This window comes from Ruegeria sp. CDSA033 (assembly GCF_059612305.1).
Genome location: NZ_JBXWQI010000012.1, coordinates 40,687 through 67,089, shown reverse-complemented (window position 1 = coordinate 67,089; position 26,403 = coordinate 40,687). Strand labels below are relative to the sequence as shown.

Here is a 26,403-nt window from a genome sequence, read left to right as displayed (position 1 = left end):
GGGCGTGACACGCTGGTGGGGGGCGATCCCTGAACGACTCAAGGGACCGGAAGATCAGACGCTTCCGGATGTTTGACGGCGATTTAGGCCGATTGGCTGTCCGAGTCAACCTCTCGCGCGGGTAGCCAGCTGTTGACCGCATCAACCATCCGCTGTGCGCCGCGCCCGCTGACATAGGCTTCGACGATCGGGTGACGACCAGCGCTCATGCCTTTTTTAAGAATCAGAACGGGGCGATGCATCTTGGACGTGGTCCTGTCGCGGGTCGAGGTGGTGGTTTCCACCTCGGCATGGGACAGGTTCGACAACTCATGTTCTACTGCGTCATATCCAAAGATCGATTGGCGACGGATCAAGATACTATTGCTGTTGCGGTCCAATATGACCTGTACGCGGCGCACAAAGACGCAGAATGCGCCAAAGCCCAACCCGCCACCGAACAGCGCAAAGAAGATGCCGAACAATATGCCCTCGCCACCGTCGCTGACCATGAATAAACCAGCCCCAACAAAACAGAGGATAAAGAGTACCAGCGTAATGCCGATGAACCATGGCGTGTTGGTCAGGATCAGTTGGTTCGGGGTGTTGCGCGTCACTTTCATGGCGGCACGCTAACACTCAATTTTGGCACTGTCGTGGCTTGAATTCATCCTCGTGTTGCGCGATGAGCGCATCCAACAGGAGGTTCCCATGGACGCGTCATCCGCTTTTCAAGACACGTTGCCGATCAGTTCAGACGCGCTGTTGCAGCGGTTGGATGACTGGGGGCTGAGCTATCGTCTGCACACGCATATCCCCCTGCGCACGGTTGAGGATGCCAAAGGCGTTGAAGAGCAATTCCTGGTACCGGGCGAAAACTCCCTGCGCCTCAAGAACCTGTACCTGCGCGACAAGAAAAAGCGGAACTATCTGGTGACGCTCGAACAAAGCCGCGAGATTGACCTCAAGGCGCTGGGCACAGAGCTGGGGATCGGTAATCTGTCCTTTGGATCAGCGGAGCGGTTGTTTCAGAGCCTCGGTATCCGTCCCGGCGCGGTCAGTCCGCTGGCCATGATCAACGGTGTGCAAAAGGATGTGCGGTTCTTCATGGACGCCACCGCGCAAACGACGGACATCATCTATATGCATCCTCTGGTAAATGATCGGACCGTCGCCATGACGCGCGATGACCTGATGGCATTCTTCGATCAGGTCGGATGCGCAGTCACCTGGCTGCCGTGATTAGTCGTTCAGCGCCTCTTCGAGGGCTGCGGCGACATGGGCGGCGGACGGATTGACGAACAGGTGGCCGTCAGCTTCAAAAACAGGGTCATCCAGGTGGTCGGGAAAGGCCAGCGGCAGTTCGGTGCACGCCAGCAAGATCGCAGTTCCAGGTTTTGCGTGCTTGTCGCAGAAAGTTAGTAAACGAGCGCGCGCCGTGGCTGATGCGCCGCCGTAGAAGTCACTGTCGATCATCGCCTGCATCTCGGCAATTTCCGTTTCGGGCAGGCGATCATTTGCAATGATCCCTTCGGCGGCCAATCGGTCTGAATAATTGCTGGCCTGCATGGTCACTGTCGTTCCCAGAACCAGGGCTGTGGACGCCCTGGCAGATGCTGTGGCCTCAGCGGTTGCATCGAAAATGCTGAGAATGGGCATGGTGATACCTTGCCGGATCGCATGCAGTCGCGCGTGCGGAGTGTTCGAGGCGATGATGCCAAAGTCGCAGCCCGCGTTTTCAAGCTTCAGCAATGCCTCGCGAAACACCGCGTCGAACCCGGACCAACTGGCCTCGTCCCCGGCGGTTCCCCGCAGGGCGCGGGTTTTGGCCTGCGTAACGGATTCGATTGTCATAGGCGGGATCGGCAAGGGCGAGCCGTGGCCGCGATTGGCAAAGTGCCTGCTGGCCCCTTCTGCGATCGCTCGGTAGTAATCCACGGTCGAGGCCCAGCCCACACCGCCCAGAATGCCGATTTTCTTCATGATGAACGCCCAGTCTGCAAATCTCGCTTAAGGCAGACTGGACGTTTCACAAGACAAAGGCCAGAGGTGGGTCAGGCGGCGAGTTGAGTTACCGCTTTTTGGGCGTTCGCCAACGCGGCGTCCGCATCCAGCGCCATCTTGTCAGCCGCAATCACGTCGACGTCGTGGATACCGATGAATCCTAGAACGTGCTTGGCATAGTTGGTGGCAAAGTCGATCTCGGACCCTACCTCGGTGCCGCCGGACGCGATTGCCAGCACGGCGCGCTTACCTTCCAGCAGGCCTTTGGGGCCGGTTTCCGAATAGGCAAAGGTCAGACCCACGCGGGCGACAAGATCAATCCAGGCCTTGAAGGCCGCAGGCACCGAGAAATTGTAGATCGGCAGCCCGATAACAATGGTGTCGGCGTTTTGCAGCTCGCTTACCAACTCGTCGGACAGGGCCAGCAGATCGCGTTGAACCTCGTCACGCTGATCGGCGGGGGTGAAGTTGGCGTTGATCCAGTCTTCGGTAAGCAGGGGCAGGGGGCTGGCAAGATCGCGGCGGATGATGCGCCCGGCGCCAAGATGCCCGATAATCTGGCCGGAAAGGTCGCGGGTGGCGGATCCGGTACGGCGGGCCGAGGCGTCGATATGCAGGATGGTCTTGGTCATGTCAGGGTTTCCTTTTTGGCGGGGTAACTGTTTCCGGTTCCAATATGAGTGTTGCGTCAGCGAACGAAACGCGGATATACCAACAGGTATTGTTGGAATTTGCACAGTGGGCTTGAGCATGGATAATTGGGACGAAGTCAAAACCGCCTATCAGGTCGCTCGGATGGGCACTGTCAGCGGCGCGGCCGAAATCTTGGGCGTGCACCATGCCACCGTGATCCGCCATATCGACGCGATCGAGGCGCGGCTGGGCGTCAAACTTTTTCAGCGCCACGCGCGTGGCTATACCCCAACCGATGCCGGAGAGGACCTTCTGCGCGTGGCTCAGGCCACCGAAGATCAGTTCAATCAGTTGGTGGGCCGAATGAAGGGGCGCGGCGATGATGTGTCGGGCGAATTGGTTGTAACATCTCTGGCCTCGCTGGCGCCCTTGGTCGTTCCCGCCCTGTCCGAGTTCCAATCAATGCATCCGGGCCTGATCGTGCGTTACCTCACCGGGGACCGCCTGTTCCGTTTGGAATACGGCGAAGCGCATGTCGCTATCCGAGCGGGCGCTGCCCCGGATCAGCCTGACAATGTGGTGCAGCCGTTTATCCCGCAAGAAATCGGGCTGTTTGCCAGCAAGTCTTACATTGCGCGCCGCGGTCGACCAGCAACCCTGGACGAATTCGCTAACCACCTGTTTGTCGGCACGGATGATGAGAACAGCCGCGCACCGTTTTCCAGATGGCTGCGCGAAAACGTTCCTGCCGAGGCAATCGCATTCCGCTGTACCAACAACTTCTGCATGCGCGAGGCGGTTCTGGCCGGCGCCGGGATTGGCTTCATGGCCCGGTGGGAAGCAACCCGCGATCCGGAACTGGTCGAAGTGATGGAACCGCTGCCGGAATGGTCCGGCAAGCTGTGGCTGGTGACACATGTTGACCTGCACCGCACGACCAAGGTGCAGGCGTTCCTGTCCTTCCTCAAGGAGCAGTCCAAAGGCTGGCTTTCGTGACACCGCAGTCACGTGGTCATTTGGCCATGATCACGTTCTCGGTTTTGGTGGCAGGCAGCTTCTCGCTGGGGTCCATCGTGGCCAATCAGATTGCACCGCTGGCGATTACAGCCGGACGGTTTCTGATTGCGGCTGTCATCATTGGCATTGCGGCGCTGGCCACCACCGGGTTGCCGCGCAGCGCTGCGCAAGCGCCGTGGCGATACGCCGTTTTGGGCGGGCTGTTCGCCACTTACTTTGTTCTGATGTTTTACGGCCTGAAAACCGCAGATCCGGTCAGCACATCCGCGGTATTCACCCTGACGCCGGTCATGTCTGCGGTCGCCGGATGGGTTCTGCTGCGCCAGATCACCACTCCGCGTATGGCTTTTGCCCTGACGGTGGGGGCTACCGGGGCTTTGTGGGTCATCTTTCGCGCCGATTGGCAGTCCTTTCGTGCCTTCGAGATCGGTGGCGGAGAGATCATCTTTTTCTGGGGCTGCATGGCGCATGCAATCTACACGCCGATGGTGCGCAAACTGAACCGGGGCGAGCCCGCAGTGGTCTTTACATTTGGAACACTGGTTGCTGGCTGCGTGATCCTGACGGTGGTCGGCTGGTCAGACATCCGTGCAACCGATTGGGCGAACCTGCCGCTGATCGTCTGGGTCAGCCTGCTGTATCTTTCTGTCTTCGCAACGGCCTCCAGTTTCGTTCTGGTCCAGTTTGCAGCGCTGCGCCTGCCGTCGGCCAAGGTCATGGCCTACACATATCTGATCCCCAGTTGGGTGATCCTGTGGGAGATCGCGCTTGGGCGACCTGCGCCAACCGTCATGGTGCTGGTCGGTGTCGTTTTAACCGCGATCGCGCTGGTTCTGCTGCTCAAAAGCGAAGAGCAATCTGCGAAAGACACTGCGCCGGTCTCGGAATGACCCTTGCCATTTGGCAGTAATCTAACGACCCTCGGGTCTGATGAACCATCCCGGAGGGAATGATGAAGCAAGCTGTTCTATTTGTCGTCGGTGCGATCTTGTCTGCCTGTACGCAAGGAGGGGGACAGGGGTCGTCAGAGACCGACCTTCAAGGCAGTTGTGAGGCACTCGTATCGGCTGAGACGGGTGTTCAAGCCGCTGACGTCAACGCGGTTTCGACCGAGTCCGTGCCGACTGGAACAATCACGACAATTGAGGTCACTGGCGCTCAGGCACCGTGGTTGTGTCTTGCGGATGCAACGGGAGTGATCATCGGTGTCGAGTATAGTCAGGAAGGCTAGCTGGGAACGGGCCAAACCGACGGAAATGGTCGCGGTCATCTACATGAGGCAGATCAATGTGCTCTTTTCCTGAGCCCGTTAACATCGGCGGGAGGAGGAAGATGCCATGTTTAGTCACATTATGATCCCGGTTGATATTCACCTGCCGCCGGAAATTCGCAAAGCTCTGGATGTCGCGGCACAAATGGCGCGATGGCAAAACGCCCGGATCACGATCGTGAGCGTGACCGGAACCCAGCCAGGCGACGTCACGCATTCAGATGCGGAGATCAGCACCGAGCTGCAAGCTATTGTGGATCAACTTACCGAGCAGAGTGGCTCCGAGGTTTCAGCGCGCAACATCCACTCGGTAGATGTAGCTGCAGAGGTCGACGGTGATTTGACCCGCGCCGCTGAAGAGATTGGGGCCGACCTAATCGTCGTTGGGACGCACGCACCGCGCATTACGGACCACATCTTTTCCAGCCATGCCGGATATCTGGCCAAGCACGCCAAAGTATCGGTGTTTGTCGTCAGATAGGTCTAGGGATCGTCTGTTGCGGGCAGTTCGACTTCCAAAAATCGTTCAAACGCATCCAGATTGACCGGTTCGAACTGACCGAACCCCTGCATCCAGACGGATGCCGCGCGCAGCGCATCCGGTTCCAGCTTACACCACTTCACCCGCCCGCGCTTTTCCTGGCTGATCAACCCGGCCTTGGTCAGGATGATCAGATGTTTCGAGATCGCGGCCAGCGACATCTCGAACGGGTCGGCGACGTCGGTGACGGCCATGTCATCCTCAAGCAGCATCGCAAGGATGGCGCGGCGGGTCGGGTCGGCGAGGGCCGCGAAAACGGTATCGAGGTCATTGGACATGCCATCGCTCAATCACAGCGCCCGGTTTTGGTCAACCATTTGGTTGAATATACGAAATGAGTGGTTTTTACGCGCGCCGATGGATCGGGACATTTTAATGGTGCCTCAATTGCATGAATAAATTGCATAAAACCAATTACTTAACCTGCGGCAAGTCGGACATTTAACACCGTTGACTCTGTGCCTTGCGCCCCTTAGCACCCTACCCAAGACTGTGCGAGGGAATTGCCCGTGACCGATGATGACCAAAAGCAGCGTATGGCGCAGCTGGAGGCCAAGATCACAGCGGCGAAAAAGGCCAAAGCGCCAAAACCTCGTGCGGATGCTGACGTGTCCGGGGGCGAGCTTGCCTGGAGGATGGTCATCGAAATGGTTTCCGGTCTTGGGATCGGATTTGGCATCGGATACGGGCTGGACAGCCTGCTCGGGACAATCCCGATCTTTCTGGTGCTGTTCACATTGCTGGGCCTTGTCGCGGGCGTGAAGGTTATGCTCCGCAGCGCGAAAGAGGTTCAGGAGAAACAAGCGGCTGCTGAGGCGGCCGATAAGGACGAGAGGGACTGAACGTGGCAACTGAGACCACCGCAGCAGAAGGCAGCAGCCTGGTTTTCCATCCGATGGATCAGTTCATCGTCAAACCGCTTTTCGGTGACGGTGCGATTGCGTGGTACACGCCGACCAACGTGACTCTGTGGTTGTTTCTGGCTATTGCGGCGATCTTTGCCCTGCTGGTTCTCAGCACCTCGAAACGCGCCATTGTTCCGACCCGGATGCAGTCTGTTGCTGAGTTGGCCTATGGCTTCATCTACAAGATGCTGGAAGACATTTGCGGCAAGGAAGGCGTGAAGTACTTCCCCTATGTCATGACCCTGTTCATGTTCATCGTCTGCGCGAACTTCCTGGGCATGTTGCCCATGTCTTTCACCACCACGTCGCATTTCGCCGTGACCATCCCGCTGGCGCTGGCTGTGTTCCTGACCGTAACCGTTCTGGGTTTCGTCAAGAACGGCGCAAGCTTCCTGGGTCTGTTCTGGGTGTCCAGCGCACCGCTGGCACTGCGCCCTGTCCTGGCGATCATCGAGCTGATCTCGTACTTCGTGCGTCCGGTCAGCCACTCCATTCGTCTTGCCGGTAACGTCATGGCAGGCCACGCGGTTATCAAGGTTTTCGCAGGCTTTGCCGCGATTGCCGTGATCTCACCGGTGTCCGTTCTGGCGATCACCGCAATGTACGGCCTCGAGGTCCTCGTGTCCTTCATTCAGGCCTACGTATTCACCATTCTGACCTGTGTTTACCTGAAAGATGCGCTGCATCCTTCGCACTAAGGTCCGATACCCAAACATCGAAACTTCCAATTCGTAAGGAGAAACATCATGGAAGGCGATCTCGCACACATCGGCGCAGGCCTGGCAGCAATCGGTTCCGGCGCAGCCGCAATCGGGGTGGGCAACGTAGCAGGCAACTTCCTGGCCGGCGCCCTGCGCAACCCTTCGGCGGCTGCTTCGCAGACCGCAACCCTGTTCATCGGTATCGCATTCGCAGAAGCCCTGGGGATCTTCGCATTCCTGGTCTCGCTGCTGCTGATGTTCGCCGTCTAATCTGCGGAACCTGATCCTTACGCGCAGGTGGGTCCAAGCCATAGCGGCCCACCTGTTGTAAAGACAACGTTCCGACGGAGGACATCATGGCGACTGAACCCCTTGCCAAAGAAGTAGCTGGCACCTGCGTCGACGCCTACGGCTCGGCCATCGGTATGCCGCAGCTCTGCTTCGATTGGTTTCCCAACCAGATTTTCTGGCTGGTCATCACGCTGGTCGTCATCTTTCTGGTCCTGTCTCGCGTGGCCTTGCCCCGCATCGCGGCAATCCTGGCGGAACGTCAGGGGACCATTACAAATGACCTGGCTGCGGCCGAAGATCTGAAGGCCAAAGCGGTCGAGGCTGAAGAGGCCTATAACAAGGCGCTGGCCGATGCCCGTTCTGAGGCACAGCGTATCGCAGCGGAAGCCCGCGCTGAAATCCAGTCTGGTCTGGATGACGCGATTGCCAAGGCTGACTTGGAAATCGCTGCAAAGGCGGCTGAATCGGAAAAGGCAATTGCCGATATCCGTGCCGGCGCGCTGGAAAGCATTCAAGTGGTTGCCAAGGATACGGCAGCTGAACTGGTCACAGCACTGGGCGGCGAGGCAGATGCCAAAGCCATCGACAGTGCAATTGACGCGCAGACGAAAGGATAAGTGACATGCGGAATACTCTTGCCCTTATCCTGACCGTCGGCGCCGCCAGCCCCGCGCTGGCTGCAAGCGGCCCGTTCTTCTCGCTTGGCAACACCGACTTTGTGGTCCTTCTGGGCTTCATCGTTTTCATCGCGGTCCTGTTCTATTTCAAGGTTCCGGGCATGATTGGTGGCGCGCTGGACAATCGTGCCGACGGCATCAAGTCCGAACTGGACGAAGCCCGTGCCCTGCATGAAGAGGCACGCAGCCTGTTGGCCTCGTACGAGCGCAAGCAGCGTGAAGTGCAGACCCAAGCGGATGCCATCGTGGCCGCAGCCAAAGAAGATTCTATCTTGGCGGCAGAACAGGCAAAGGTCGATTTGGAGAATTCCATCGCCCGCCGTCTGGCTGCAGCTCAGGACCAGATCGCTTCGGCTGAGGCGTCAGCTGTCAAGGAAGTCCGCGATCAGGCCATCACCGTTGCGGTATCGGCTGCCAACGCGGTTCTGGCCAAGCAGATGACGGCCGCACAGGCGAACAAACTGATCGACGCAGCGATTGCGGATGTTGGTGACAAACTGCACTGACACCGACAGATTGCAGACAAGAAACAGAAGTGACCCGGAAGCCGCATGCTTTCGGGTCATTTGTTTTCTACAGGGACGACGCGCGATCCTAATCTAGTCACTTGTGCAGCGGATCCGAATTGTGATTTGACGGATGTGAAGGCGTTGTTTGGGCGTTTTATGACAGAGCCATAGTGCGTCCACCTTCCTTTCCGGAGGCTCTGGGATTGCACAGAACAAGGTCGGATGAAGTAGAAAGCTGAAATCCGGAAACAGGAAAAGAGTGACCGTGCCCGCCACAGACAACACAGTTTCCATGAACATTGTCGGCGCGGTGCGCAACGGGGGTTCGGCTCTGAAAGAAACGATCCACCGGATCGAAGACCTGTCGAAACGGGTGGGGCAATACTCGGTCATCATTGCCACCAATGACAATACAGATGACACCGATCAGATACTGTCTGAATACGCGAACCGGAATGCCGAGGTTCAGATCATTCGGCTGGATGGTGTGATCTCGGGCATTACTGAACGTGTCGAGCGTATCACCGCTGCTCGAAATTCTATACTTGAAACTCTCGAAAAGAATGGTCGTGACAACCACCTGACTCTGATGCTGGATTTAGACGGGCCGAACATCTGTCTGAATCCCGAAGCTGTTTTAGCAGCGGCCAAGCGTTCGGATATTCAGTGGGAAGCGGTTTTTGCAAACTCAAGGCCTGCCTACTACGACTTATATGCCTTGCGCTGCCGGGGGTGGTGCGAACAGGATGTCTGGCAACAGATACACATCGCGCGTAAACCACTGTTCGGAAAACGAAAATGGCGCCGAAACCTTTTGAAGACAATGATCTATGACCGGCAGTTTCATATTCCTGCAGATTGCCGGCTACTACCTGTCGACAGCGCTTTTGCAGGCGCAGGCCTTTACAAAACTCAGGCGTTGCAGGGCCTGAGATATAAATGCCGAGATGAAGAGAACCGGCTGGTCTGTGAACATGTCCTGTTTCATCAGGAAATGCGTACACGAGGTGCCAGGCTCTATATCGACCCGGCGTTGATGACTATCGCGCCGCAAGAGCATCTTGGTGAAGGCAGCGGCGCACCATTTCCACCGAACCTACAAGTCCTTTCGAGCGGAGCAACGTGATCAATGCCCTATTCTCCAATCACCGGGCAACTTGGAGTGCTGCTTTTTGAAAGCGAAGTGATCGGGCGACACCCGGCAAAGTACTTTCTGGATGAAAGCTGCGGTTATATCTGGGTAGAAAACCCGACATGGCTGGAAGAAGCGTATAGCGATGCCATCGCGTTGACGGATACAGGGATCGTCGCCCGAAACCTGTCGAACCTGCGCCGTGTTTCAACAGCCATGCGTGCGAATGGTCTTGCAGATGCCCGTGGGATCGACATTGGCGGAGGCTATGGGCTGTTTGTTCGCGGCCTAAGGGACATTGGACTGAATTTTCACTGGTCGGACCCCTATGCAGAAAACCTGTTGGCGCGTGGGTTCGAGGCGGATGATGGAACATATGCAGTTGCGACGGCCTTTGAAGTTCTTGAACATTTGCCGGACCCGCTTTCGCATATTAAAGAGGCGCGCACGAAATTTGGTTTCGAAACGCTCTTTTTTTCGGCGACTTGCTTCGATCCAAAGGATCTACCGCCGCGCGACTGGTGGTACTGGGCTTTTGAGACGGGCCAGCACATCAGCTTTTTCTCTGAGCAAAGCCTGGATTATATGGCTGAGCAGTTGGAGATGCGGAAAGTCCACCTCCGTGGAGACCTTTATGCCTTCACCGCGCTGGACAGCCTCACGTGGCCCAGCCGGTGGCAGCAATGGAGAATTCTAAAAGCGTTCCGCCGTGCCAGCCTGACGCAACAGGACTATGAAGACATGAAGCAACGCGTAAAGTCGATGCAACTCAAACGTTGACGATCACAGTGTGCCTGCCTCGTGCTGAAGGCGTTGCTGAGCGATTTCTTCGTTTCTTTCTGCTTTTTGCTGATCGGCCATGCAGCGTTCAACAAAGCTTAGATGTTCTTGAACCGCGTGTCTGGCCGCAGCCGGGTCGCGTGCCTGAAGCGCCGTGTTGATGGCGCGGTGCTGGTCCAGAATTGCTTCGCGCGTCGTTTGCTGGTGGAACATCATCTGGCGGTTATAGAACACGCCCTGCCGCAACAGATCGAACATTGACCGCATCATATGCAACATGACCACATTATGGCTGGCCTCGATGATAGCCATGTGGAATTGCGCGTCCAGCTGCGCCTCATCTTCGGTCGCATTGCTGGTATGGGCGGCTTCCATCTTTGCAAAAATCGTCTGTACCACCTTCAGGTCGCTGTCCGACCCCAACCGGGCCGCGCGCTCGGCGGCCAACCCTTCCATGTCGCGCCGGAATGAGAGGTAATCGAACACCGCCTCGTCATGGCTGCCGAACAGCCGGATCAGCGCCGGGGAGAAGGCTGAGCCCAGAACCTCGGCCACATAGATCCCGGATCCTGCTTTTGCTGTCAGCAACCCTTGGCTTTGCAGGTCTGCGATCGCGTCGCGCAGGGACGGCCGGGATACGCCCAGCCGCTCGGCCAATTCGCGTTCGGCGGGCAGACGTTCGCCGGGGCGCAGAATGCCGCGCAGTATCAGCAGTTCAATCTGGCGAACTACCGCGATTGAAAGCTTTTCGGTCTGAACTTTTTGAAAAGGCATGCGGGCGTCATTCCGGAAATTGGTCAAATGATATGACCACGGATGGCGGCGAGGTTCAAGAATGCGGGGTCACGTGGTCTATAATATTAGGTCAGCATTGTTGACTTTATGATGTTCCTCTCTACGCTGGCCGTGACTGAGAGCGGAGGAGACTCATGTCTACGCACGAATTGTTCGCCACGCGGGCATCCCGGATGAAAGCGTCTGAGATACGCGAATTGTTAAAGCTGTTGGATCAGCCGGGGATCATCTCTTTTGCAGGCGGCATCCCCGATCCCGCGTTGTTTCCAGCCGAAGGGTTCGCGGCCGCCTTTCAAGCTGCGTTGGGGCCTGACCAGCAGGCTCAGGCGCTACAATATTCCGTCAGCGAAGGTTACGTCCCGCTGCGGGAATGGCTCGTCGACCACATGCGTTCAATCGGAGTGGAATGCGGGCTTGAGAACATCCTGATCACGTCAGGCTCGCAGCAGGCATTGGATTATCTGGGTAAACTCTATCTGTCGCCGGGCGATACTGCGCTGGTCGGATGGCCGACCTACCTGGGCGCATTGGCTGCATTCAATGCTTATGAACCACGTTTTGACCGGCTCAGCATCAATGGCAACCGGGGCGCGGCAGAATACGCGGCGTCAGCGGGCGAAGGCGCGGTCAAATTTGCCTATCTCTCGCCCGATTTCGCCAACCCGACAGGCGAAACCGTGGATCTGCGGGGGCGGGAAGCGCTGCTGGATCTGGCGGATGAGTTGAACTGTGCGGTGATCGAGGATGGCGCCTATCAGGCCCTGCGTTATGACGGTAATGCCATCCCCCCGGTTCTGGCACTGGAATTGGCGTGCAAAGGGTCGATTGAGGATTGCCGCACGATCTATTGTGGAAGCTTTTCGAAAACCTTGTCTCCGGGGTTGCGGATTGGTTGGGTCGTGGCGGCAAAGCCAGTGATTTCTCAATTGGTGTTAATGAAACAAGCTGCCGATCTGCATTCGGCAACGATTAACCAGATGGCCATTGACCAGGTCGCACGGGCTTGTTTCCACACGCATATTCCAATGCTGCGTCGTGTCTACGGTGCCCGCCGCGATGCCATGCTGCAGGCGTTGCAGGACCATATGCCAGACGGGGTTCAGTGGACCAGGCCCGAAGGCGGCATGTTCATCTGGCTGACATTGCCGGTCGGTACACACGGGGCCGATTTGTTGGCCCGCGCGCTGGACACGGTCAAAGTCGCCTTTGTCCCGGGTGGGGCGTTCTTCCCGGATGGCAGCGGGACCAACACGATCCGGTTGAGTTTCTCGAACTCGGATGAGGATACGATCCGCGAAGGTATTCGCCGATTGGGTGAGGTTTTGCGCGCCTGATCGGCGGAAAGGTTTTGTTAACCTTGATGCTGCAATGCTGCGGGCATGATCCGGTATCTGTCCCTCCTAGTGCTGGCCGCTTGTTCGGCTGGCACGCCCCACTTTCGCGATGTGCCTGCGACCCGCGTTGCGGTGAATGGCAGTGTGTTTGACGTGCGGGTCCGCGATCAACTGGCCGAGGCTGTACGCATCAACTCTCAATATGCTCCGCGTCTTGACCCCATTCGGGACCGGGCCGCACTGGCTATGGCACAGGTGTCGGGTTGCCCGTTGTTGGATGTTCTGGGCGACGCTGCGGTCACCGTGGGCATTCTAGGTTGTGACCGGGAATTGGGGGAAAAGCTGATTCTCGGCAGCCTTCTTCGCGGTCCCTATGAATGTATCGACTATGGCTACTACGAAGACTATGGCTATCAGGTTTTTGAGTGCGCTTCTTACTGAGATACGCGCTTTTTTGCGTATTTTGGCAAGATATTGTGGATAACTTGGCGTGAAATCCCATATCCTGCGTTACTCCGTTGACTCACCCCCAATGGGTTGCGCAGACTTCCAGATATAGGAATCATGGGACGAGCGGCCTTTGCGGTTCAGCAAACTTAAACTCACCGGCTTCAAAAGCTTTGTTGACCCGACCGATCTGATTATCGCGGATGGGTTGACCGGTGTGGTGGGCCCAAATGGCTGCGGCAAGTCCAATCTTCTGGAAGCGTTGCGTTGGGTAATGGGTGAAAACCGCCCCAAATCCATGCGCGGTGGCGCGATGGAGGATGTGATCTTTGCCGGGGCCGCAACGCGTCCGGCCCGCAATTTTGCCGAAGTTGTCCTGACGATGGATAACTCGGAACGTTTGGCACCTTCGGGGTTCAATGACAGCGATCAGTTGGAAATTGTGCGTCGCATCACCCGCGATGTCGGCAGCGCTTACAAGACCAACGGCAAAGATGTTCGGGCGCGCGATGTCCAGATGCTTTTTGCCGATGCCTCGACCGGCGCGCATTCACCTGCACTGGTGGGGCAGAACCGCATCGCCGAGCTGATCAACGCCAAGCCCCGCGCGCGTCGCCGCATTCTGGAAGAGGCGGCCGGTATCTCGGGCCTTTATCAGCGCCGCCACGAGGCGGAGCTTAAGCTGAAGGGCACCGAATCCAACCTGACCCGTGTGGATGACGTTCTTGAACAGCTTGGCACCCAATTGGGGCAGCTTGCGCGGCAGGCGCGTCAGGCCGCACGGTACCGTGAGATTGGGGAGCAACTACGGCAGGCTGAAGGCATGCTGCTCTATCGCCGCTGGAAAGAGGCTGACATGGCCCGCCAACAGGCCGAAGACGTCTTGCGCGAGCGGATCACCGAAGCCTCGCGCGCGGAGGCCGAAGCCCGCGCCGCCAGCGCCAAGCGGTCTGAAATCGAGGAAATTCTGCCGCCTCTGCGCGAGGAAGAGGCAATCGCCGCCGCCGTCTTGCAACGACAGCAGGTACAGCGCGACCAACTGGCTGATCAGGAAACCCGCGCGCGTCAGACGATCGAGACGCTGACCAACCGAATTCAGCAATTGGCCAACGATATCGAACGCGAAACCGGCCTGAACCGGGACGCGGGCCAGATGATTGAGCGTCTGGAATGGGAAGCGCGCGAACTGGCCAAAGCGGCAGATGGGCATGACGACAAAGTGGCTGAGGCCGCCGAGATCGCGCGCGAAGCCGCATCCGTGCTGCAAGATCGAGAAGATCACCTGTCGCAGGAAACCGAAGATGTGGCGCGTCTTGTGGCGCGTCACCAGTCGGCTCAGCGTTTGGTCGAAGACAGCCGCAAGACGCTGACCCGGTCCGAAGGCGAAGAAGAGAAAGCCCGTGCTGCGGTAGACGAAGCCCGCAATGCTTTGACCCGCGCCAGCGAAGCGTTTGAGGAAGCGCAAGAGGGTGAGGAAGAAGCGCGCGAGGCCGCTGAGGCCGCCGACGAAGCGCTGGCCGCAGCGGACGAACTGCGCAATGAAACGCAAGCGAGAGAAGCCGAAGCGCGCGCCCAGCGGTCTGAGGCCGAGGGTGAACTGGGCGCAATCCGTGCCGAGACATCCGCCTTGGCCAAGCTGGTCGAACGGGATACGGCCGAAGGCGGGCAGGTCTTGGATCTGCTGCGGGTCGAGCCCGGCTATGAAAAGGCGCTGGGGGCGGCACTGGCTGACGACCTGCGTACACCGTTGGTCGATGCCGATGGACCATCCGGCTGGGTGCAGGTGTCAGGCTACGATGCAGATCAGCCCCTGCCCGATGGGGCAGAACCATTGGCGTTGCATGTCTCGGGCCCAGACCGTCTGAGCCGCCGGATCGCTCAGATCGGATTGGTTGATGCGGATCAGGGCGCGCGGCTGCAAGCCTCATTAAAGCCGGGGCAGCGTCTGGTGTCCCGTTCAGGTGACTTGTGGCGTTGGGACGGGTTCCGGGCATGGGCCGAAGATGCGCCAAGCGCTGCAGCCTTGCGGTTGGAGCAGCTCAACAAGCTTGAAGCTCTGAAACAGGAGCTTACCCGCGCCGAAGCGCAGGCTGATGGTGCCCGCGCGGCACATGAGGCGCTGTCGCAGCAACTGGCGGATGTCACCGAGGCAGACCGCCGCGCACGCGAAGCTCGACGCGCCGCCGACCAGCGGATGGCAGAATCCGCGCGCGGGCTGAGCCGGGCCGAGGCTGACCGCAATCTGGCGCAGGGCAGGTTGGAAACGCTTACCCTTGCCGTTGACAGACACAAGGATGATGCCATGTCTGCCCGCGCGCAACTGCGCGAGGCCGAAGGCGCTCTGGCCGGCCTGGGTGACGTCGACAGCGCGCGCGCGCAGGTCGAGGATATCAAACAGACGGTTGAGGCCGCGCGGATCACCATGCTGACCCATCGCTCATCCCATGATGAGCTGCGCCGTGAAGGCGAGGCACGAACCCGGCGGGCCCAGGAAGTGACCAAGGACCTCAGTGGCTGGCGGCACCGGTTGGATTCAGCAGAAAAACGTATCGCGGAATTGGTCGAACGCAAGGAAAGCTCTGAGGAAGAACTGTCTGAGGCGATGGCCGCCCCGGGTGAGATCGCCGAAGCCCGCGAAGAACTGAACGAGTTGATCGAGACAGCCGAGGCCCGGCGTGCCGAGGCCGCCGACAAGCTTGCCGAGGCTGAGACGCAGCAGCGCGAAGTCGTGCTGGCCGAGCGAGAAGCTGAACGTTTGGCGTCTGAAGCCCGCGAATCCCGTGCAGCGGCTGAGGCGCGCTGTGACGCGGCCAAGGAAAGCGTCGTGGCAGCTGCTGAGCGGATCGCAGAAGATCAGCAGCTGACGCCGAACCAGTTGCTGAACCAACTGGATGTGAACCCCGACCAGATGCCTGCCGCTGACGCATTGGAGGCCGAGGTCAACCGCCACAAGCGCCAACGTGACGCGATGGGGGCTGTAAACCTGCGGGCCGAAGAAGACGCCAAGGAAGTCCAGGAAGAGTTTGACACCCTGAACAGCGAAAAGGCTGACCTGGAAGAGGCGATCAAAGCCCTGCGCAGCGGCATCGCCAGCCTCAACCGTGAGGGTCGTGAGCGCCTGCTGACCGCGTTTGAGCAGGTGAACTCGAACTTCGCGATGCTGTTCAAACACCTGTTTGGAGGCGGTGAGGCCAATCTGGTCATGGTCGAAAGCGATGATCCGTTGGATGCCGGGCTGGAAATCATGTGCCAACCGCCGGGCAAGAAGCTGTCGACGCTTAGCCTGCTGTCGGGCGGGGAACAGACCTTGACTGCAACGGCGCTGATCTTTGGCGTCTTCCTCGCCAACCCCGCGCCGATCTGTGTGCTGGATGAGGTCGACGCGCCGCTGGATGACGCCAACGTCACCCGCTTCTGTGATTTGCTGGACGAAATGTGTCGCCAGACGGACACTCGGTTCCTGATCATCACCCACCACGCGGTGACCATGGCACGGATGGACCGGCTGTTTGGCGTGACCATGCAGGAACAGGGCGTCAGCCAGTTGGTTTCAGTCGATCTGAAAAAGGCCGAACAGATGGTCGCCTGATCGTTCACTGCAACGTTATGCCTCAATCGCCGCGTGGCGGGTTAAGGTGGCAGCATGACCCGATATCTGATCTTTGCCTTGTTGGCTGCCAGCCCCGTTGCGGCGGCGGAATGGCCAACAAAACCCGGAGATGTCCCGCTTTCATCTTCCGAGCTGGACGCCCTGGCGGGGCGAACACTGACCTTCTATGACGACGGACAGTCCAAGTTTTCGGCTGGTGGGGCTTATTCCTTTACCTACGCCAGCGGGGATTCCGCTTTTGGGACATATTCCATTGCCGACGACGGCAGTGTCTGCATCGCGTATCGTAACGGGTTCAGCCGCTGCGATCTCTATGTACGCAGCGGTAAGCGCCTAGTTTTGATTGACGAGAAAGGCGACCGATACCCGGTCCGGCCTGAATGAGTTTGGTTGCCGCCTCGACGATCAGGCATCGGACCCAAGTAGGGCATTAGTTGATTTAAAATTCGCGTTCTGCGTTGTCATTTGATCGAAATAATACCGAATGCCCGCGAAGAATGGTGAGTTTTCTTATCTGAGCCGGTGGTATGCTCTCAAAAAATTCATACTCAATGGGGCTAACAGATGTGCCGATTTCTGGCTTGGGCAGGCGCAAAGCGTTATCTAGATGAATTGGTTCTGAACCAAGAGCAATCGCTTGTCATTCAGAGCCGAAATGCTCTGATCGGAAAGACGCCGATCAACGCAGATGGATTTGGCCTTGCCTGGTATTCCGAACGTGAGACGCCTTGTTTTTACAAGGACACTAACCCCGCCTGGTCGGATGCCAACCTGAAACAGCTTACGCATCACACCCGGTCGCATCTCTTTCTGGCCCATGTGCGGGCATCAACGGGTACCGCAACCTCGCGGAACAACTGCCACCCGTTTGGTGTTGGAAAATGGAGTTTTATGCATAATGGGCAGGCCGGAGGGCATGACCGTATACGGCAGGAGCTGGACGGGATGATACCACCTGACCTCTACAGCCACCGGCTTGGCGCAACCGAAAGCGAAGCGATTTTCCTGATTGCCCATGGCGAAGGTCTGGATGTCGATCCGATCGGTGCCATGGAGCGGGCAGTCCAACGTGTCGAAGATCTGTCACGACGCCGGGGTACGAAGCCGTATCTTCGCTTTGCGGCTTGTTGGTCGGACGGCGATCGCCTTTTTGCTGCTCGATATGCCTCGGACCGCTTTGCCCCAAGCCTCCACTACAAGGCGTGTAAGGATGGGTTCATTGTTTCGTCCGAACCGTTGGACGCGAATAGCGGCGAATGGACTGAAATCCCTGCCAATACGGCGATTGAAACGCGGGGAGAGGCGTTGACTTCACACGCGTTTGAACCAAAAGCGCCGCATCACCACGCCGAGGTTGCATAACTCTGTGGTGTTGCGTCCGGATGCGTCCCGTCTGTGCGGGACGCATCGGGGCTCATAACTGGTTGAGCAAATCAGCTGTTGGCCACGCATCCGCGGGCAACCCCAGCCGTGCCTGTTCGGCCTGAACGGCAGCCCGCGTGCCGGCACCCAGAATACCGTCGATCTTGCCCACATTATGCCCACGCGCTTGTAGCTTGGTCTGCAACTGCTTCATCTGCGCGCCCGACAGGCCTTGTGGCGGGGAACCTGCGTCATAGATTTGGCCGCCCTCCAACCGCGTACCGAAATAGGCAGCGGTCAGGACGTAAACAAAGCTCTGGTTCCATTCGAAATAGACGTCAAAGTTTGGGTAGGCCAAGAATGCGGGGCCGTTGCGACCCTGTGGCAGGATCAGCGACGCGGGCAGATTGGCCAGAGATCCGCTGCGCGCTTGAACGCCCATCGCCTGCCATTCGGATACGGACCGCGACTTGCCGGGGCCGGACAGGGACCAGTCCATCTGGGCGGGAACAGTTACCTCCTGCAGCCAGGGTTCACCCGGACGCCAGCCCAGATGCGACAGCATCTTGCCGCCCGACATCAGCGCATCCGGGGCTGAGGTTTTTAACGAGACCTTGCCGTCGCCATCCCCGTCCACGCCATTTTCCAGAATGTCGCGGGGCAACATCTGCACCATCCCGATCTCACCGGCCCAGGCACCGGTTGTGCGGTTGGGATCGAAATCCCCTTGGCTATACAGTTCGATGGCCGCAAAAACCTGTGGTCGGAACAGCTCAGGGCGGCGGCAGTCATGCGCCAGAGTGACCAGGGCGTTACGGGTGTTGAAGTCACCTTGTACCGCGCCATAGTCGGTCTCGAACGCCCAGAATGCCAGCAGTACACCGCGCGACACGCCGTATTCCCGCTCAATCCGGTCAAACACCGTATCGTATTTGCGAGACATGGATTGGCCGCGATCTATCCGGTTCTGCGAGATCAGGCGGCGGGAAAAATCGATGAACGGTATTTGGAATACGCCTTGCGCCCGATCCGCCTTTAGAACCGCGCTGTCCTGCTGAACACCTTTGAAAAAGCTGTTCACGGTGGATTTGTCGAACCCTTGCTGAACGGCCTCGGCCTTCAGACCCTTCACGAAGGAATTGAACCCGCCGCCACATTGGGCCAGGGCGGGAGAGGCGAGCAGGGTGGCGGCAATGATGCCCGAGAGTAAACGCATTTTAGGGTCCGTCAGAAAATAAAGCTGACCCCAACCCACACCGACACGAGGCCCAGCGCAAGCCCCCAAACCCGCCAAAGCATGTCACATGCGCGGAAAATCTCCGGCGCGCCGATGTTACGTGGCGCATCACCGTTGACCCAGGCCAGATCGCAGACCTGTCCGTCATAGCTGCGCGGCCCGGCAAGGGCGACGTTTAAGGCGCGCGCCATCGCGGCCTCGGGCCAACCGGCGTTGGGTGAGATATGGCGACGTGCATCCGCGACCATTTCTGGCCAGCGCGCCCATTGACCGGATAGCGCCACGATCATCACGCAGGTCAGACGGGCGGGAATGAGGTTCAACAAATCGTCCAGACGCGCCGCGGCCCAGCCGAAGTCGCGGTACTTTTCCGACCGGTAGCCGATCATGCTATCGGCAGTGTTGACCGCCTTGTAGATCAGCAACCCCGGCAGGCCCGCGACCAGAAACCAAAACGCGGGCGCAATTACGCCGTCGCTGAGATTTTCTGCAGCGCTTTCAATAGCGGATCGCGCGACCTGCGCGTCGGTCATGTCCCGCGTATCGCGCGAAACGATCATGGCGACTTTGGCGCGGCCCTCGGTTAAGGAGGAGCGAAGCCCGTCACCGACATCGCGCACATGGGTCACCAGTGACTTCTGTGCCAGCAGAATTGCGGCAAGGACGATTTCGATCACCGGCCCAAACAAGGTCAGCGTGCGGCCCAGAATCACTGCGCCAAAGATCAGCAGCAGCACGATGGCCACGCCTTTCAAGCGCCTATTCGTTCCGCGGTTCAGGCGCAGGTCCAACCAGCCGATGACAGTGCCGATCATCACTGCCGGATGACGAATGCGCGACCAGATCCAATCTGGCTCTCCAAGCGCCGCGTCCAGACACATGGCGCAAACCAGCAGAAAAGCCGTGCTCACAACGCGGCCTCAAGCTGACGCCATCCGTCTGCAGGCGGCAAGCCAAGGCGCAGATAAGTGTTTGAGTAGGGGAATATGCGGCTCCAGATATGGGCGCGGGCCAGCTTGGCCTGCCAAGCGGCGGCATCGTCGACGTCATAAAGGCGGAACAACGTGGTGCCGCCGACCAGTTTTGCCCCCTTGCCGGTCATGATCCGGTCTAGCTGTTCTGTCGCTGCCGCCAACTGCTGACGGGTTGCTTTGGCCCAGTCCGTGTCCCGCAGCGCCCGTTCCCCGATCCGAAGGGCAGGGCCAGAGACAGACCACGGCCCGGTCAAATCGTTCAGCTTTGAGATCAAATCAGGGCGGCCAATTGCAAATCCCAGCCGTAGCCCGGCCAAACCCCAGAACTTGCCGAAACTTTTCAACACGATCACACTTGGCTGCTCGGCCAGATGAATTAGGGATGCGTCAGGGCAAACGTCACAAAAACTCTCATCAATCACGGTTAGCGGGGCATCGGCGTTCTGTTCGGACCAGATACGTCCATCCGGATTATTCGGGTGCACAAGGACGCGCGCCTCGGCTGGACCGTTCGATTCAACTGTCCAACCCTGCGCGGCGAAAGCTGCCGCGTGTTCGTTGTAGGTAGGTGCTGTGATCTGAACCCGACCCGTCGCAGCAAGCGCAGGCATGCGGGCGATTACTGCTGATGCTCCGGGCGCGGGCAGAATCGCGGCACCATCTGGAACAGACCAGAACTGGCGTGCTGCGGCAGACAGCCGTTCAAACGCACCGTGATCCGGCAGCGCGGCCCAATCCGACGGGGTCAGTCCCGACACCGGATACGGGTGTGGGTTGATGCCGGTGGACAGGTCCAGCCAATTGTCGCGTGCCCCGCCGAACCGGGCGATAGCGCCGTCCAGCCCGCCGCCATGGTCGCGCACGGCACGGGGGTTCAAATCTGCGTTTGGGCTTGCCATCGGTGTTCTCGTCGGAATTGCGTGTTTCCGGTGCTTCAAGCGGATTTTTGCCGCTTACACAAGCAAATCCGCGTGATCGGCCCGGTTGACCGGCACCGTTAACACTTTGTTAAGGAATAAGCGTGATCACAAACCACGGGGGTCGGCACCGCACACTCTACCAAGTGCCGAGGTTGTTGCAAATGAATGTACTGATTGTTGAGAGTAACCCCGACCTTGGTCGGGTCTGGAAAAGACATCTGGAACGGCAAGGCGCCCAAGTGACGCTTGTTGCCGGACAAGAGGCTGCGATCCTTGCGTTGTATGGCACGGATTTCGATATCATCGTGTTGGATCTGGTGCTGGAAAATGGCAGCGCATTGGCAGTGGCTGATTTCGCCAGCTATCGCCGCCCCGAGGCGCGGGTGATCTTTGTTACCAACACGACCTTTTTTTCAGACGGATCGATCTTTGCCCACAGTCCAAACGCGTGCGCTTATGTGCAAAGCGGCACGCCGCCAGAAGATCTGGCGGCGATGGTTGAACATTACGCGGCGGGCCGCTGACCGCGCCCGTGCGGTTCCATGTAGTCCAAAACCGGGTTGGTCGGGATGATCCGATGCGGATTGATACTTTCGTGGCTATAGTGATAGTGGCGCACGATGTGGTGCATGTTCACCGTCGAAGCGACGCCCGGCCATTGATACAGCTCGCGCGTATAACCCCACAGGTTGGGGTAATCGATCAGTCGTCGCCGGTTGCATTTGAAATGCAGATGATAGACGGGATCGAACCGGATCAGCGTCGTGAACAACCGCCAGTCAGCTTCGGTCAGACGATCCCCCATCAGATAACGGTTTGAAGCCAAACGATCCTCTAACCAGCCCAGCGTTTCAAACAGCGGGTCCACGGCGGCGTCATAAGCTTGTTGGCTGGTGGCAAAGCCGGATTTGTAGACGCCGTTGTTGACGTTGGAATAGATGCGCGCATTCACCTCTTCGATCTCATCGCGCATCGCTTCGGGCCAGTAATCGTCGGTGTTGCCGGTGATCCCGTAAAAGGCTGAATTGAACATGCGGATGATTTCCGAGCTTTCGTTCGAAACGATCGTCTGCTGTTTCTTGTCCCACAGGATCGGCACTGTGACACGACCCGAATATGTCGGGTCGGCCTTGGTGTAAATCTGGTGAGCAAAGCCCAAACCGTACAGTGTGTCCCCGGTTGCGCCGTAGTCATCAGTCTCGAAGGTCCAGCCTTTGTCCAGCATGTCGGGATGTACCACCGAGACTGAGACGTGCTTGTTTAAACCTTTCAGTTCCCTGAAGATCAGAGTGCGGTGCGCCCATGGACAGGCCAGGCTGACATAGAGGTGGTAGCGGTCGGTTTCAGCGTTGAAGCCACCCTTGCCCGATGGTCCGGCGCTGCCATCTACCGTCAGCCAATTGCGAAACTGCGCGGCGCTGCGTTTGAACGCGCCGCCTGTGGATTTGGTGTCATACCAAGTGTCGTGCCATTTACCGTCGACCAACAGGCCCATTGCTCATGCCCTCCGAAAAGCGTTTGCGCCAAACATAGGCGGGTACATGGGGCGTTCCTATGCGAGGGCGCGCGCATCCTTCCTGCGCATACGCACAGGATGGATTGGGATTTCTGTGCAACAAATAGAAATCCCGGCGCTGACTGTGATCAGGTTCACTGGATTTTTACAATTTGCGCCTCACAATAGAATACACTGCCGGGGGAGATATTTTTATGAGTACTTATGTTTCAAAGGAAATTACTGCCGAATTGGATGCGGCGCGAATCGCAGGGTTGAAAAAGATCAGCCGCCTACGTGTCGATATTGGCGACAATACCTACAAGATTCTTCGATTGTGGAAAGATGGATTTACAGTTGAGGCCGATACCACGCCTCAACTGCGCGGGCTTGTGGATATCTATGATGGTGTCAATCACTTGTACCAATGCCTAATCATCGCGGATGAGGATGAAGCAGGCGAAATGAGGTACGAGTTCAAGCGCAGCACGGCCGCGGCCGACAAGGCTCCGCTGGATTTCTACCGCGCGCCGGACGCGCCGATTGCGTTGCTTGAGCATAAGGATTGAGGGCAGGGCCAACGACATCGCCGTTGGCCGCCTCGTTCATTGCAAATCAGCAAATGCATGCTTTAGCCGGGCGCATGCCTCTTCGACCCGTGCACGCTGAGTGGCCAAGTTAAACCGTTCGAAGGTCTCACCACCTGCGCCGAAACCGGGGCCTGAGGACGTTGCGATTTTGGCATCTTCGCGCAGGCGGCGGACAAACTCTTCATGGGTCATGCCGGTTCCTGAGAATTCTACCCAAGCCAGATAAGTAGCCTGCAACGGCATGGACCACAGACCAGGGATCTCGGCGATTGCTGCGTCAAAGACCTGGCAGTTGCCCGCAAGGTGCGCAACCTGCTCATCAACCCATGTGGCCCCTTCAGGTGAATAGGCGGCAGTTATCATCGCCACGCCCAACGCGCTGGGGTCATAGTCCAGCGTCTGAATGCGGTGCCGCATGGCCGCGCGCAGTTTGGGGTCAGGAATGATCATGTTACCGGTGCGTTGACCGGCGATGTTAAATGTCTTGGACGCCGCAGTCAGGGTCACGGTCCACGGCCGCGCATCCGGCGCAGCCACATCCATCGGCACGAACGTATTGCCAGGATAAACCAGATCGTGGTGGATCTCATCCGAGACCAAAATCAACCCATTGCGTTCGGCGAATGCGGCCACGGCACGCAGTTCATCCGGTGTCCACACCCGGCCGGAGGGGTTTTGCGGCGAGCACCACAGCAACAGCTTTTCCGACCCGTCCAGACGCGACTGAGCATCGTCCAGATCCAGGCCATAGGTTTCGCCTTGGCGAACTAGCGGGCATTCCACCACACGGCGACCTGATTTGTTCACCTTGTGAGCGAACTCATGATAGACGGGGCTGAAGATGACGACGCCGTCGCCGGGTTCGCTCCAGACATCCAGAGACAGGGCGATCGCATTGCCTAACCCCTGTGAAGTCAGCACCCAATCGGTGTCGATGTCCCAGCTATGGCGGTTCTTCATCCACCACTGAATCGATGCCAGATATTCCGGGTGAATCCACGAATACCCAAAGACCCCATGGTCAGCCGCTTTTCGTACGGCATCAATCACGCATGGTGCTGTCGGAAAATCGGAATCCGCGGTCCACATGGCCAGCCCATTCTGCGGCGACACGCCGTAGAGCTGCTCCATCTTGTCCCATTTTGAACTATTGGTTCCCCGGCGGTCGATCAGGTCGTTGAAAGTCATGTCTGCTCCATCTGTCCGGACGAAAGCTAGCTACAAATCCAGCGGGTGCAAGGGGGGCGTTGCGGTGCAGTGCGGGATGGCCTAAATCAACCCCATGAAACGTAATATCCTGATCCATCCCGACCCCCGCCTGAAAAAGGTCTGCGCGCCCGTGGCAGATATCAGCGACGAGCTGCGCAAGCTGGCCGACGACATGCTGGAGACGATGTATGACGCGCCTGGCGTTGGTCTGGCCGCGCCTCAGATCGGCGTGCTGGATCGGTTGATCGTGTTGGACTGCATTAAGGAAGAGGGCGAAGCCCCGCGTCCGCTGATCATGTTCAACCCCGAGGTCATCGCCTCGTCCGATGAGACCAATGTCTACGAGGAAGGCTGCCTGTCGATCCCCGAGCAATTCGCCGAAGTCACGCGCCCCAAAGTGGTTGATGTCACGTGGATCGACCGGGATGGCAACTTGCAACAGGAAACATTCGACGGCCTGTGGGCGACCTGTGTTCAGCATGAGATCGACCATTTGAACGGCAAGCTGTTCATCGACTATCTCAAGCCGCTTAAGCGTCAGATGATCACGCGAAAGATGCAGAAACTAAAGCGCGAGCAGGCCCGCGCATGACCGCTCGCACCTGCCTGCCATGGCCCGACAAACGCCTGCGCACCAAGGCCGAGGACGTCGCCGAGATCTCCGACGAAATCCGCGCCATCTGGGACGACATGATCGAAACGATGGAGGCGATGCCTGGTGTTGGCCTTGCCGCGCCGCAGATCGGCGTGATGTTGCGCCTGGCTGTGGTGGACGGCTCGGCTGAACGCGGTAAGGCTGTGCGTCTGGCCAACCCGGAAATCCTGCACAGCTCAATCGAATTGCGCGAACATGATGAGGCCAGCCCGAACCTGCCTGGTGTTTCGGCCAAGGTGAAGCGCCCGCGCGCGGTGACGGTCAAGTTCCTGAATGAGCAGGGGATGGTGGATCGCCGCGACTTTGTCGGGATCGAAGCCACAAGCGTACAGCACCAGATCGACCATCTGAACGGGAAGATGTATTTCGACCGGCTCAGCAAGGTCAAACGGGACATGCTGCTGCGCAAAGCCAAAAAGCTGGGGTAGAGATGCGCGTTGTATTCATGGGTACGCCCGACTTTTCGGTCCCGGTTCTGGATACGCTTGTCGAAGCTGGGCATGACATTGTCGCAGTGTATTGCCAGCCCCCGCGCCCGGCTGGTCGGGGCAAAAAGGACCGCCCGACACCAGTTCACGCACGGGCCGAGGCGCTGGGCCTGACTGTCCGCCATCCGACGTCTCTGAAATTGGCCGAAGAACAGGATGCCTTTGCTGCACTAAACGCAGATGTGGCCGTGGTGGTCGCTTATGGTTTGATCCTGCCGCAGCCTATTCTGGACGCGCCTGCCCAGGGATGTCTGAATATCCATGCCAGCCTGTTGCCGCGCTGGCGCGGGGCGGCCCCGATCCATCGCGCCATCATGTCCGGCGATGCGCAAACCGGTATCTGCATCATGCAGATGGAGGCCGGGTTGGACACAGGCCCGGTTCTTGTGCGCGAAGCAACCGATATCGGGATCGAGGAAACCACCGACCAGTTGCATGACCGGCTGTCGATAATGGGCTCCAAACTGATCGTTGAGGCTTTGCATGACCTGCCAGATCTGACGCCCGAGCCGCAGCCCGAGGTCGGTGTGACTTATGCCGCCAAGATCGACAAATCAGAGGCACGGATTGACTGGTCCCGGCCCGCAGCCGAGGTCGATCGGCAGATCCGCGGTCTGTCCCCGTTCCCGGGTGCCTGGACCGAGATTGACGGAGACCGCGTGAAACTGCTGGCGTCGCGTCTGGCCGAGGGGCAGGGCGTACCCGGCGAAGCTCTGGACGATGCCTTGACAGTAGCTTGCGGCGAGGGTGCCGTTGATCTGTTGCGCCTGCAACGGGCGGGCAAAGGCGCACAGGATAAGGAAACCTTTCTGCGGGGCTGGCCTGTGGCCAAGGGAAGCCGGATTTAG

At 58.5% G+C, this 26,403-nt stretch carries 32 protein-coding genes; 22 read left to right on the top strand and 10 right to left on the bottom strand.

What is annotated here, in order from left to right:
• Positions 1 to 83: 83 nt before the first annotated feature.
• A complete protein-coding gene (locus AC2FLA_RS15470; RefSeq protein ID WP_496723336.1) occupies positions 84 to 602 on the bottom strand; it encodes a hypothetical protein in 519 nt (172 codons plus the stop codon).
• A gap of 88 nt (positions 603 to 690) precedes the next feature.
• Between AC2FLA_RS15470 and AC2FLA_RS15465 the strand changes: the two genes are divergently transcribed.
• The gene (locus AC2FLA_RS15465) at positions 691 to 1,221 is read left to right on the top strand and encodes a prolyl-tRNA synthetase associated domain-containing protein (RefSeq protein WP_496723334.1); all 531 of its coding nucleotides are present in this window, start codon (positions 691 to 693) and stop codon (positions 1,219 to 1,221) included.
• Here AC2FLA_RS15465 and AC2FLA_RS15460 read toward each other — a convergent pair whose 3' ends face one another.
• Together AC2FLA_RS15460 and AC2FLA_RS15455 are read right to left on the bottom strand one after the other, a co-directional pair.
• Positions 1,222 to 1,962, bottom strand: coding sequence for an aspartate/glutamate racemase family protein (locus tag AC2FLA_RS15460; RefSeq protein ID WP_496723332.1), 741 nt, complete (start codon positions 1,960 to 1,962; stop codon positions 1,222 to 1,224).
• A gap of 71 nt (positions 1,963 to 2,033) precedes the next feature.
• Complete coding sequence (locus AC2FLA_RS15455; protein WP_058279048.1) at positions 2,034 to 2,615, bottom strand: FMN-dependent NADH-azoreductase; 582 nt, start codon at positions 2,613 to 2,615, stop codon at positions 2,034 to 2,036.
• 118 nt (positions 2,616 to 2,733) lie between these two features.
• On the opposite strand from AC2FLA_RS15455, the gene AC2FLA_RS15450 reads away from it, so the two are divergent.
• The 4 genes from AC2FLA_RS15450 (at position 2,734) to AC2FLA_RS15435 (ending at position 5,384) form a co-directional block, all read left to right on the top strand.
• On the top strand, positions 2,734 to 3,612 hold the full coding sequence (locus AC2FLA_RS15450; protein WP_496723330.1) for a LysR family transcriptional regulator: 879 nt from the start codon (positions 2,734 to 2,736) through the stop codon (positions 3,610 to 3,612).
• Complete coding sequence (locus AC2FLA_RS15445) at positions 3,609 to 4,523, top strand: DMT family transporter (protein ID WP_496723328.1); 915 nt, start codon at positions 3,609 to 3,611, stop codon at positions 4,521 to 4,523. The genes AC2FLA_RS15450 and AC2FLA_RS15445 overlap by 4 nt, the downstream gene beginning before the upstream one ends.
• 62 nt (positions 4,524 to 4,585) lie before the next feature.
• Positions 4,586 to 4,864: a hypothetical protein gene (locus AC2FLA_RS15440; protein WP_496723326.1), complete on the top strand. Its 279-nt coding sequence runs from the start codon at positions 4,586 to 4,588 to the stop codon at positions 4,862 to 4,864.
• Positions 4,865 to 4,970: 106 nt separating this feature from the next.
• Positions 4,971 to 5,384 (top strand): universal stress protein, encoded by a 414-nt coding sequence (locus AC2FLA_RS15435; RefSeq protein ID WP_058273315.1) that lies wholly within the window; start codon positions 4,971 to 4,973, stop codon positions 5,382 to 5,384.
• 2 nt (positions 5,385 to 5,386) lie between these two features.
• Here the strand turns inward: AC2FLA_RS15435 and AC2FLA_RS15430 are convergent, their stop codons facing one another.
• Positions 5,387 to 5,722: an ArsR/SmtB family transcription factor gene (locus tag AC2FLA_RS15430; protein WP_058273314.1), complete on the bottom strand. Its 336-nt coding sequence runs from the start codon at positions 5,720 to 5,722 to the stop codon at positions 5,387 to 5,389.
• A 231-nt stretch (positions 5,723 to 5,953) separates the two neighbouring features.
• Between AC2FLA_RS15430 and AC2FLA_RS15425 the strand changes: the two genes are divergently transcribed.
• The 7 genes from AC2FLA_RS15425 (at position 5,954) to AC2FLA_RS15395 (ending at position 10,439) form a co-directional block, all read left to right on the top strand.
• Positions 5,954 to 6,286 carry an AtpZ/AtpI family protein gene (locus AC2FLA_RS15425; RefSeq protein WP_058273313.1) on the top strand — a complete coding sequence of 111 codons (333 nt, stop codon included), beginning with the start codon at positions 5,954 to 5,956 and terminating at the stop codon, positions 6,284 to 6,286.
• A 2-nt stretch (positions 6,287 to 6,288) separates the two neighbouring features.
• The gene (locus tag AC2FLA_RS15420; RefSeq protein ID WP_058278975.1) at positions 6,289 to 7,047 is read left to right on the top strand and encodes a F0F1 ATP synthase subunit A; all 759 of its coding nucleotides are present in this window, start codon (positions 6,289 to 6,291) and stop codon (positions 7,045 to 7,047) included.
• A 48-nt stretch (positions 7,048 to 7,095) separates the two neighbouring features.
• Positions 7,096 to 7,320, top strand: a complete 225-nt coding sequence (locus tag AC2FLA_RS15415) for a F0F1 ATP synthase subunit C (protein WP_005981269.1) — start codon at positions 7,096 to 7,098, stop codon at positions 7,318 to 7,320.
• An 86-nt stretch (positions 7,321 to 7,406) separates the two neighbouring features.
• Positions 7,407 to 7,958: a F0F1 ATP synthase subunit B' gene (locus tag AC2FLA_RS15410; RefSeq protein WP_058278974.1), complete on the top strand. Its 552-nt coding sequence runs from the start codon at positions 7,407 to 7,409 to the stop codon at positions 7,956 to 7,958.
• A gap of 5 nt (positions 7,959 to 7,963) precedes the next feature.
• Positions 7,964 to 8,524 (top strand): F0F1 ATP synthase subunit B, encoded by a 561-nt coding sequence (locus AC2FLA_RS15405; protein WP_496723324.1) that lies wholly within the window; start codon positions 7,964 to 7,966, stop codon positions 8,522 to 8,524.
• 262 nt (positions 8,525 to 8,786) lie between these two features.
• Complete coding sequence (locus tag AC2FLA_RS15400) at positions 8,787 to 9,653, top strand: hypothetical protein (RefSeq protein WP_496723322.1); 867 nt, start codon at positions 8,787 to 8,789, stop codon at positions 9,651 to 9,653.
• A 3-nt stretch (positions 9,654 to 9,656) separates the two neighbouring features.
• Entirely contained in the window at positions 9,657 to 10,439 is a 783-nt protein-coding gene (locus AC2FLA_RS15395) for a class I SAM-dependent methyltransferase (RefSeq protein WP_496723320.1), read from the top strand.
• A 3-nt stretch (positions 10,440 to 10,442) separates the two neighbouring features.
• Here AC2FLA_RS15395 and AC2FLA_RS15390 read toward each other — a convergent pair whose 3' ends face one another.
• Positions 10,443 to 11,213, bottom strand: coding sequence for an FCD domain-containing protein (locus AC2FLA_RS15390; protein WP_496723318.1), 771 nt, complete (start codon positions 11,211 to 11,213; stop codon positions 10,443 to 10,445).
• 155 nt (positions 11,214 to 11,368) lie between these two features.
• On the opposite strand from AC2FLA_RS15390, the gene AC2FLA_RS15385 reads away from it, so the two are divergent.
• The 5 genes from AC2FLA_RS15385 to AC2FLA_RS15365 all read left to right on the top strand — a co-directional run bounded on the left by AC2FLA_RS15385 (position 11,369) and on the right by AC2FLA_RS15365 (position 17,987).
• Positions 11,369 to 12,568 carry an aminotransferase-like domain-containing protein gene (locus AC2FLA_RS15385; protein WP_496723316.1) on the top strand — a complete coding sequence of 400 codons (1,200 nt, stop codon included), beginning with the start codon at positions 11,369 to 11,371 and terminating at the stop codon, positions 12,566 to 12,568.
• A gap of 45 nt (positions 12,569 to 12,613) precedes the next feature.
• On the top strand, positions 12,614 to 13,009 hold the full coding sequence (locus tag AC2FLA_RS15380) for a hypothetical protein (protein WP_282153166.1): 396 nt from the start codon (positions 12,614 to 12,616) through the stop codon (positions 13,007 to 13,009).
• 139 nt (positions 13,010 to 13,148) lie between these two features.
• Positions 13,149 to 16,604 (top strand): chromosome segregation SMC family protein, encoded by a 3,456-nt coding sequence (locus tag AC2FLA_RS15375; protein WP_496723314.1) that lies wholly within the window; start codon positions 13,149 to 13,151, stop codon positions 16,602 to 16,604.
• A gap of 54 nt (positions 16,605 to 16,658) precedes the next feature.
• On the top strand, positions 16,659 to 17,009 hold the full coding sequence (locus AC2FLA_RS15370; protein ID WP_496723312.1) for a hypothetical protein: 351 nt from the start codon (positions 16,659 to 16,661) through the stop codon (positions 17,007 to 17,009).
• Positions 17,010 to 17,189: 180 nt separating this feature from the next.
• Positions 17,190 to 17,987, top strand: coding sequence for a class II glutamine amidotransferase (locus AC2FLA_RS15365; RefSeq protein WP_496723310.1), 798 nt, complete (start codon positions 17,190 to 17,192; stop codon positions 17,985 to 17,987).
• Between the two features lie 52 nt (positions 17,988 to 18,039).
• On the opposite strand, the gene AC2FLA_RS15360 is transcribed toward AC2FLA_RS15365, so the two are convergent.
• The 3 genes from AC2FLA_RS15360 to cobD are packed head-to-tail and all read right to left on the bottom strand — an operon-like array spanning position 18,040 to position 21,097.
• On the bottom strand, positions 18,040 to 19,203 hold the full coding sequence (locus tag AC2FLA_RS15360) for a lytic murein transglycosylase (RefSeq protein WP_496723308.1): 1,164 nt from the start codon (positions 19,201 to 19,203) through the stop codon (positions 18,040 to 18,042).
• Positions 19,204 to 19,214: 11 nt separating this feature from the next.
• Complete coding sequence (gene cbiB / locus AC2FLA_RS15355) at positions 19,215 to 20,135, bottom strand: adenosylcobinamide-phosphate synthase CbiB (protein WP_282169920.1); 921 nt, start codon at positions 20,133 to 20,135, stop codon at positions 19,215 to 19,217.
• Positions 20,132 to 21,097: a threonine-phosphate decarboxylase CobD gene (gene cobD, locus AC2FLA_RS15350; protein WP_496723306.1), complete on the bottom strand. Its 966-nt coding sequence runs from the start codon at positions 21,095 to 21,097 to the stop codon at positions 20,132 to 20,134. The genes cbiB and cobD overlap by 4 nt, the downstream gene beginning before the upstream one ends.
• 182 nt (positions 21,098 to 21,279) lie before the next feature.
• On the opposite strand from cobD, the gene AC2FLA_RS15345 reads away from it, so the two are divergent.
• Positions 21,280 to 21,642, top strand: a complete 363-nt coding sequence (locus tag AC2FLA_RS15345; RefSeq protein WP_058273299.1) for a response regulator transcription factor — start codon at positions 21,280 to 21,282, stop codon at positions 21,640 to 21,642.
• Here the strand turns inward: AC2FLA_RS15345 and AC2FLA_RS15340 are convergent.
• Positions 21,624 to 22,613, bottom strand: coding sequence for a glutathione S-transferase family protein (locus tag AC2FLA_RS15340; RefSeq protein ID WP_496723303.1), 990 nt, complete (start codon positions 22,611 to 22,613; stop codon positions 21,624 to 21,626). The two genes, AC2FLA_RS15345 and AC2FLA_RS15340, sit on opposite strands and share 19 nt — an antisense overlap.
• Positions 22,614 to 22,828: 215 nt before the next feature.
• Here AC2FLA_RS15340 and AC2FLA_RS15335 point away from each other — a divergent pair, with 215 nt between their 5' ends.
• A complete protein-coding gene (locus tag AC2FLA_RS15335) occupies positions 22,829 to 23,182 on the top strand; it encodes a hypothetical protein (protein WP_496723301.1) in 354 nt (117 codons plus the stop codon).
• A 36-nt stretch (positions 23,183 to 23,218) separates the two neighbouring features.
• On the opposite strand, the gene AC2FLA_RS15330 is transcribed toward AC2FLA_RS15335, so the two are convergent.
• Entirely contained in the window at positions 23,219 to 24,391 is a 1,173-nt protein-coding gene (locus AC2FLA_RS15330) for a MalY/PatB family protein (protein ID WP_496723299.1), read from the bottom strand.
• Between the two features lie 94 nt (positions 24,392 to 24,485).
• Here AC2FLA_RS15330 and def (AC2FLA_RS15325) point away from each other — a divergent pair, with 94 nt between their 5' ends.
• From def (AC2FLA_RS15325) to fmt, 3 genes are read left to right on the top strand one after another with little or no spacing between them, the layout of a single operon-like run.
• Positions 24,486 to 25,004, top strand: a complete 519-nt coding sequence (def, locus tag AC2FLA_RS15325; protein WP_496723298.1) for a peptide deformylase — start codon at positions 24,486 to 24,488, stop codon at positions 25,002 to 25,004.
• Positions 25,001 to 25,495: a peptide deformylase gene (gene def, locus AC2FLA_RS15320; protein ID WP_496723296.1), complete on the top strand. Its 495-nt coding sequence runs from the start codon at positions 25,001 to 25,003 to the stop codon at positions 25,493 to 25,495. Before def (AC2FLA_RS15325) ends, def (AC2FLA_RS15320) begins: the two co-directional genes overlap by 4 nt.
• A gap of 2 nt (positions 25,496 to 25,497) precedes the next feature.
• Positions 25,498 to 26,403, top strand: a complete 906-nt coding sequence (gene fmt, locus AC2FLA_RS15315) for a methionyl-tRNA formyltransferase (protein ID WP_496723294.1) — start codon at positions 25,498 to 25,500, stop codon at positions 26,401 to 26,403.

Excerpts from the sequence above, each read along its gene's own strand:
- AC2FLA_RS15470 (WP_496723336.1), bottom strand. The coding sequence starts at position 602 with ATGAAAGTGACGCGCAACACCCCGAACCAACTGATCCTGACCAACACG.
- AC2FLA_RS15465 (WP_496723334.1), top strand. The coding sequence starts at position 691 with ATGGACGCGTCATCCGCTTTTCAAGACACGTTGCCGATCAGTTCAGAC.
- AC2FLA_RS15460 (WP_496723332.1), bottom strand. The coding sequence starts at position 1,962 with ATGAAGAAAATCGGCATTCTGGGCGGTGTGGGCTGGGCCTCGACCGTG.
- AC2FLA_RS15455 (WP_058279048.1), bottom strand. The coding sequence starts at position 2,615 with ATGACCAAGACCATCCTGCATATCGACGCCTCGGCCCGCCGTACCGGA.
- AC2FLA_RS15450 (WP_496723330.1), top strand. The coding sequence starts at position 2,734 with ATGGATAATTGGGACGAAGTCAAAACCGCCTATCAGGTCGCTCGGATG.
- AC2FLA_RS15440 (WP_496723326.1), top strand. The coding sequence starts at position 4,586 with ATGAAGCAAGCTGTTCTATTTGTCGTCGGTGCGATCTTGTCTGCCTGT.
- AC2FLA_RS15435 (WP_058273315.1), top strand. The coding sequence starts at position 4,971 with ATGTTTAGTCACATTATGATCCCGGTTGATATTCACCTGCCGCCGGAA.
- AC2FLA_RS15430 (WP_058273314.1), bottom strand. The coding sequence starts at position 5,722 with ATGTCCAATGACCTCGATACCGTTTTCGCGGCCCTCGCCGACCCGACC.
- AC2FLA_RS15415 (WP_005981269.1), top strand. The coding sequence starts at position 7,096 with ATGGAAGGCGATCTCGCACACATCGGCGCAGGCCTGGCAGCAATCGGT.
- AC2FLA_RS15410 (WP_058278974.1), top strand. The coding sequence starts at position 7,407 with ATGGCGACTGAACCCCTTGCCAAAGAAGTAGCTGGCACCTGCGTCGAC.
- AC2FLA_RS15405 (WP_496723324.1), top strand. The coding sequence starts at position 7,964 with ATGCGGAATACTCTTGCCCTTATCCTGACCGTCGGCGCCGCCAGCCCC.
- AC2FLA_RS15395 (WP_496723320.1), top strand. The coding sequence starts at position 9,657 with ATGCCCTATTCTCCAATCACCGGGCAACTTGGAGTGCTGCTTTTTGAA.
- AC2FLA_RS15390 (WP_496723318.1), bottom strand. The coding sequence starts at position 11,213 with ATGCCTTTTCAAAAAGTTCAGACCGAAAAGCTTTCAATCGCGGTAGTT.
- AC2FLA_RS15385 (WP_496723316.1), top strand. The coding sequence starts at position 11,369 with ATGTCTACGCACGAATTGTTCGCCACGCGGGCATCCCGGATGAAAGCG.
- AC2FLA_RS15380 (WP_282153166.1), top strand. The coding sequence starts at position 12,614 with ATGATCCGGTATCTGTCCCTCCTAGTGCTGGCCGCTTGTTCGGCTGGC.
- AC2FLA_RS15370 (WP_496723312.1), top strand. The coding sequence starts at position 16,659 with ATGACCCGATATCTGATCTTTGCCTTGTTGGCTGCCAGCCCCGTTGCG.
- AC2FLA_RS15365 (WP_496723310.1), top strand. The coding sequence starts at position 17,190 with ATGTGCCGATTTCTGGCTTGGGCAGGCGCAAAGCGTTATCTAGATGAA.
- AC2FLA_RS15360 (WP_496723308.1), bottom strand. The coding sequence starts at position 19,203 with ATGCGTTTACTCTCGGGCATCATTGCCGCCACCCTGCTCGCCTCTCCC.
- cobD (WP_496723306.1), bottom strand. The coding sequence starts at position 21,097 with ATGGCAAGCCCAAACGCAGATTTGAACCCCCGTGCCGTGCGCGACCAT.
- AC2FLA_RS15345 (WP_058273299.1), top strand. The coding sequence starts at position 21,280 with ATGAATGTACTGATTGTTGAGAGTAACCCCGACCTTGGTCGGGTCTGG.
- AC2FLA_RS15340 (WP_496723303.1), bottom strand. The coding sequence starts at position 22,613 with ATGGGCCTGTTGGTCGACGGTAAATGGCACGACACTTGGTATGACACC.
- AC2FLA_RS15335 (WP_496723301.1), top strand. The coding sequence starts at position 22,829 with ATGAGTACTTATGTTTCAAAGGAAATTACTGCCGAATTGGATGCGGCG.
- AC2FLA_RS15330 (WP_496723299.1), bottom strand. The coding sequence starts at position 24,391 with ATGACTTTCAACGACCTGATCGACCGCCGGGGAACCAATAGTTCAAAA.
- def (WP_496723298.1), top strand. The coding sequence starts at position 24,486 with ATGAAACGTAATATCCTGATCCATCCCGACCCCCGCCTGAAAAAGGTC.
- def (WP_496723296.1), top strand. The coding sequence starts at position 25,001 with ATGACCGCTCGCACCTGCCTGCCATGGCCCGACAAACGCCTGCGCACC.
- fmt (WP_496723294.1), top strand. The coding sequence starts at position 25,498 with ATGCGCGTTGTATTCATGGGTACGCCCGACTTTTCGGTCCCGGTTCTG.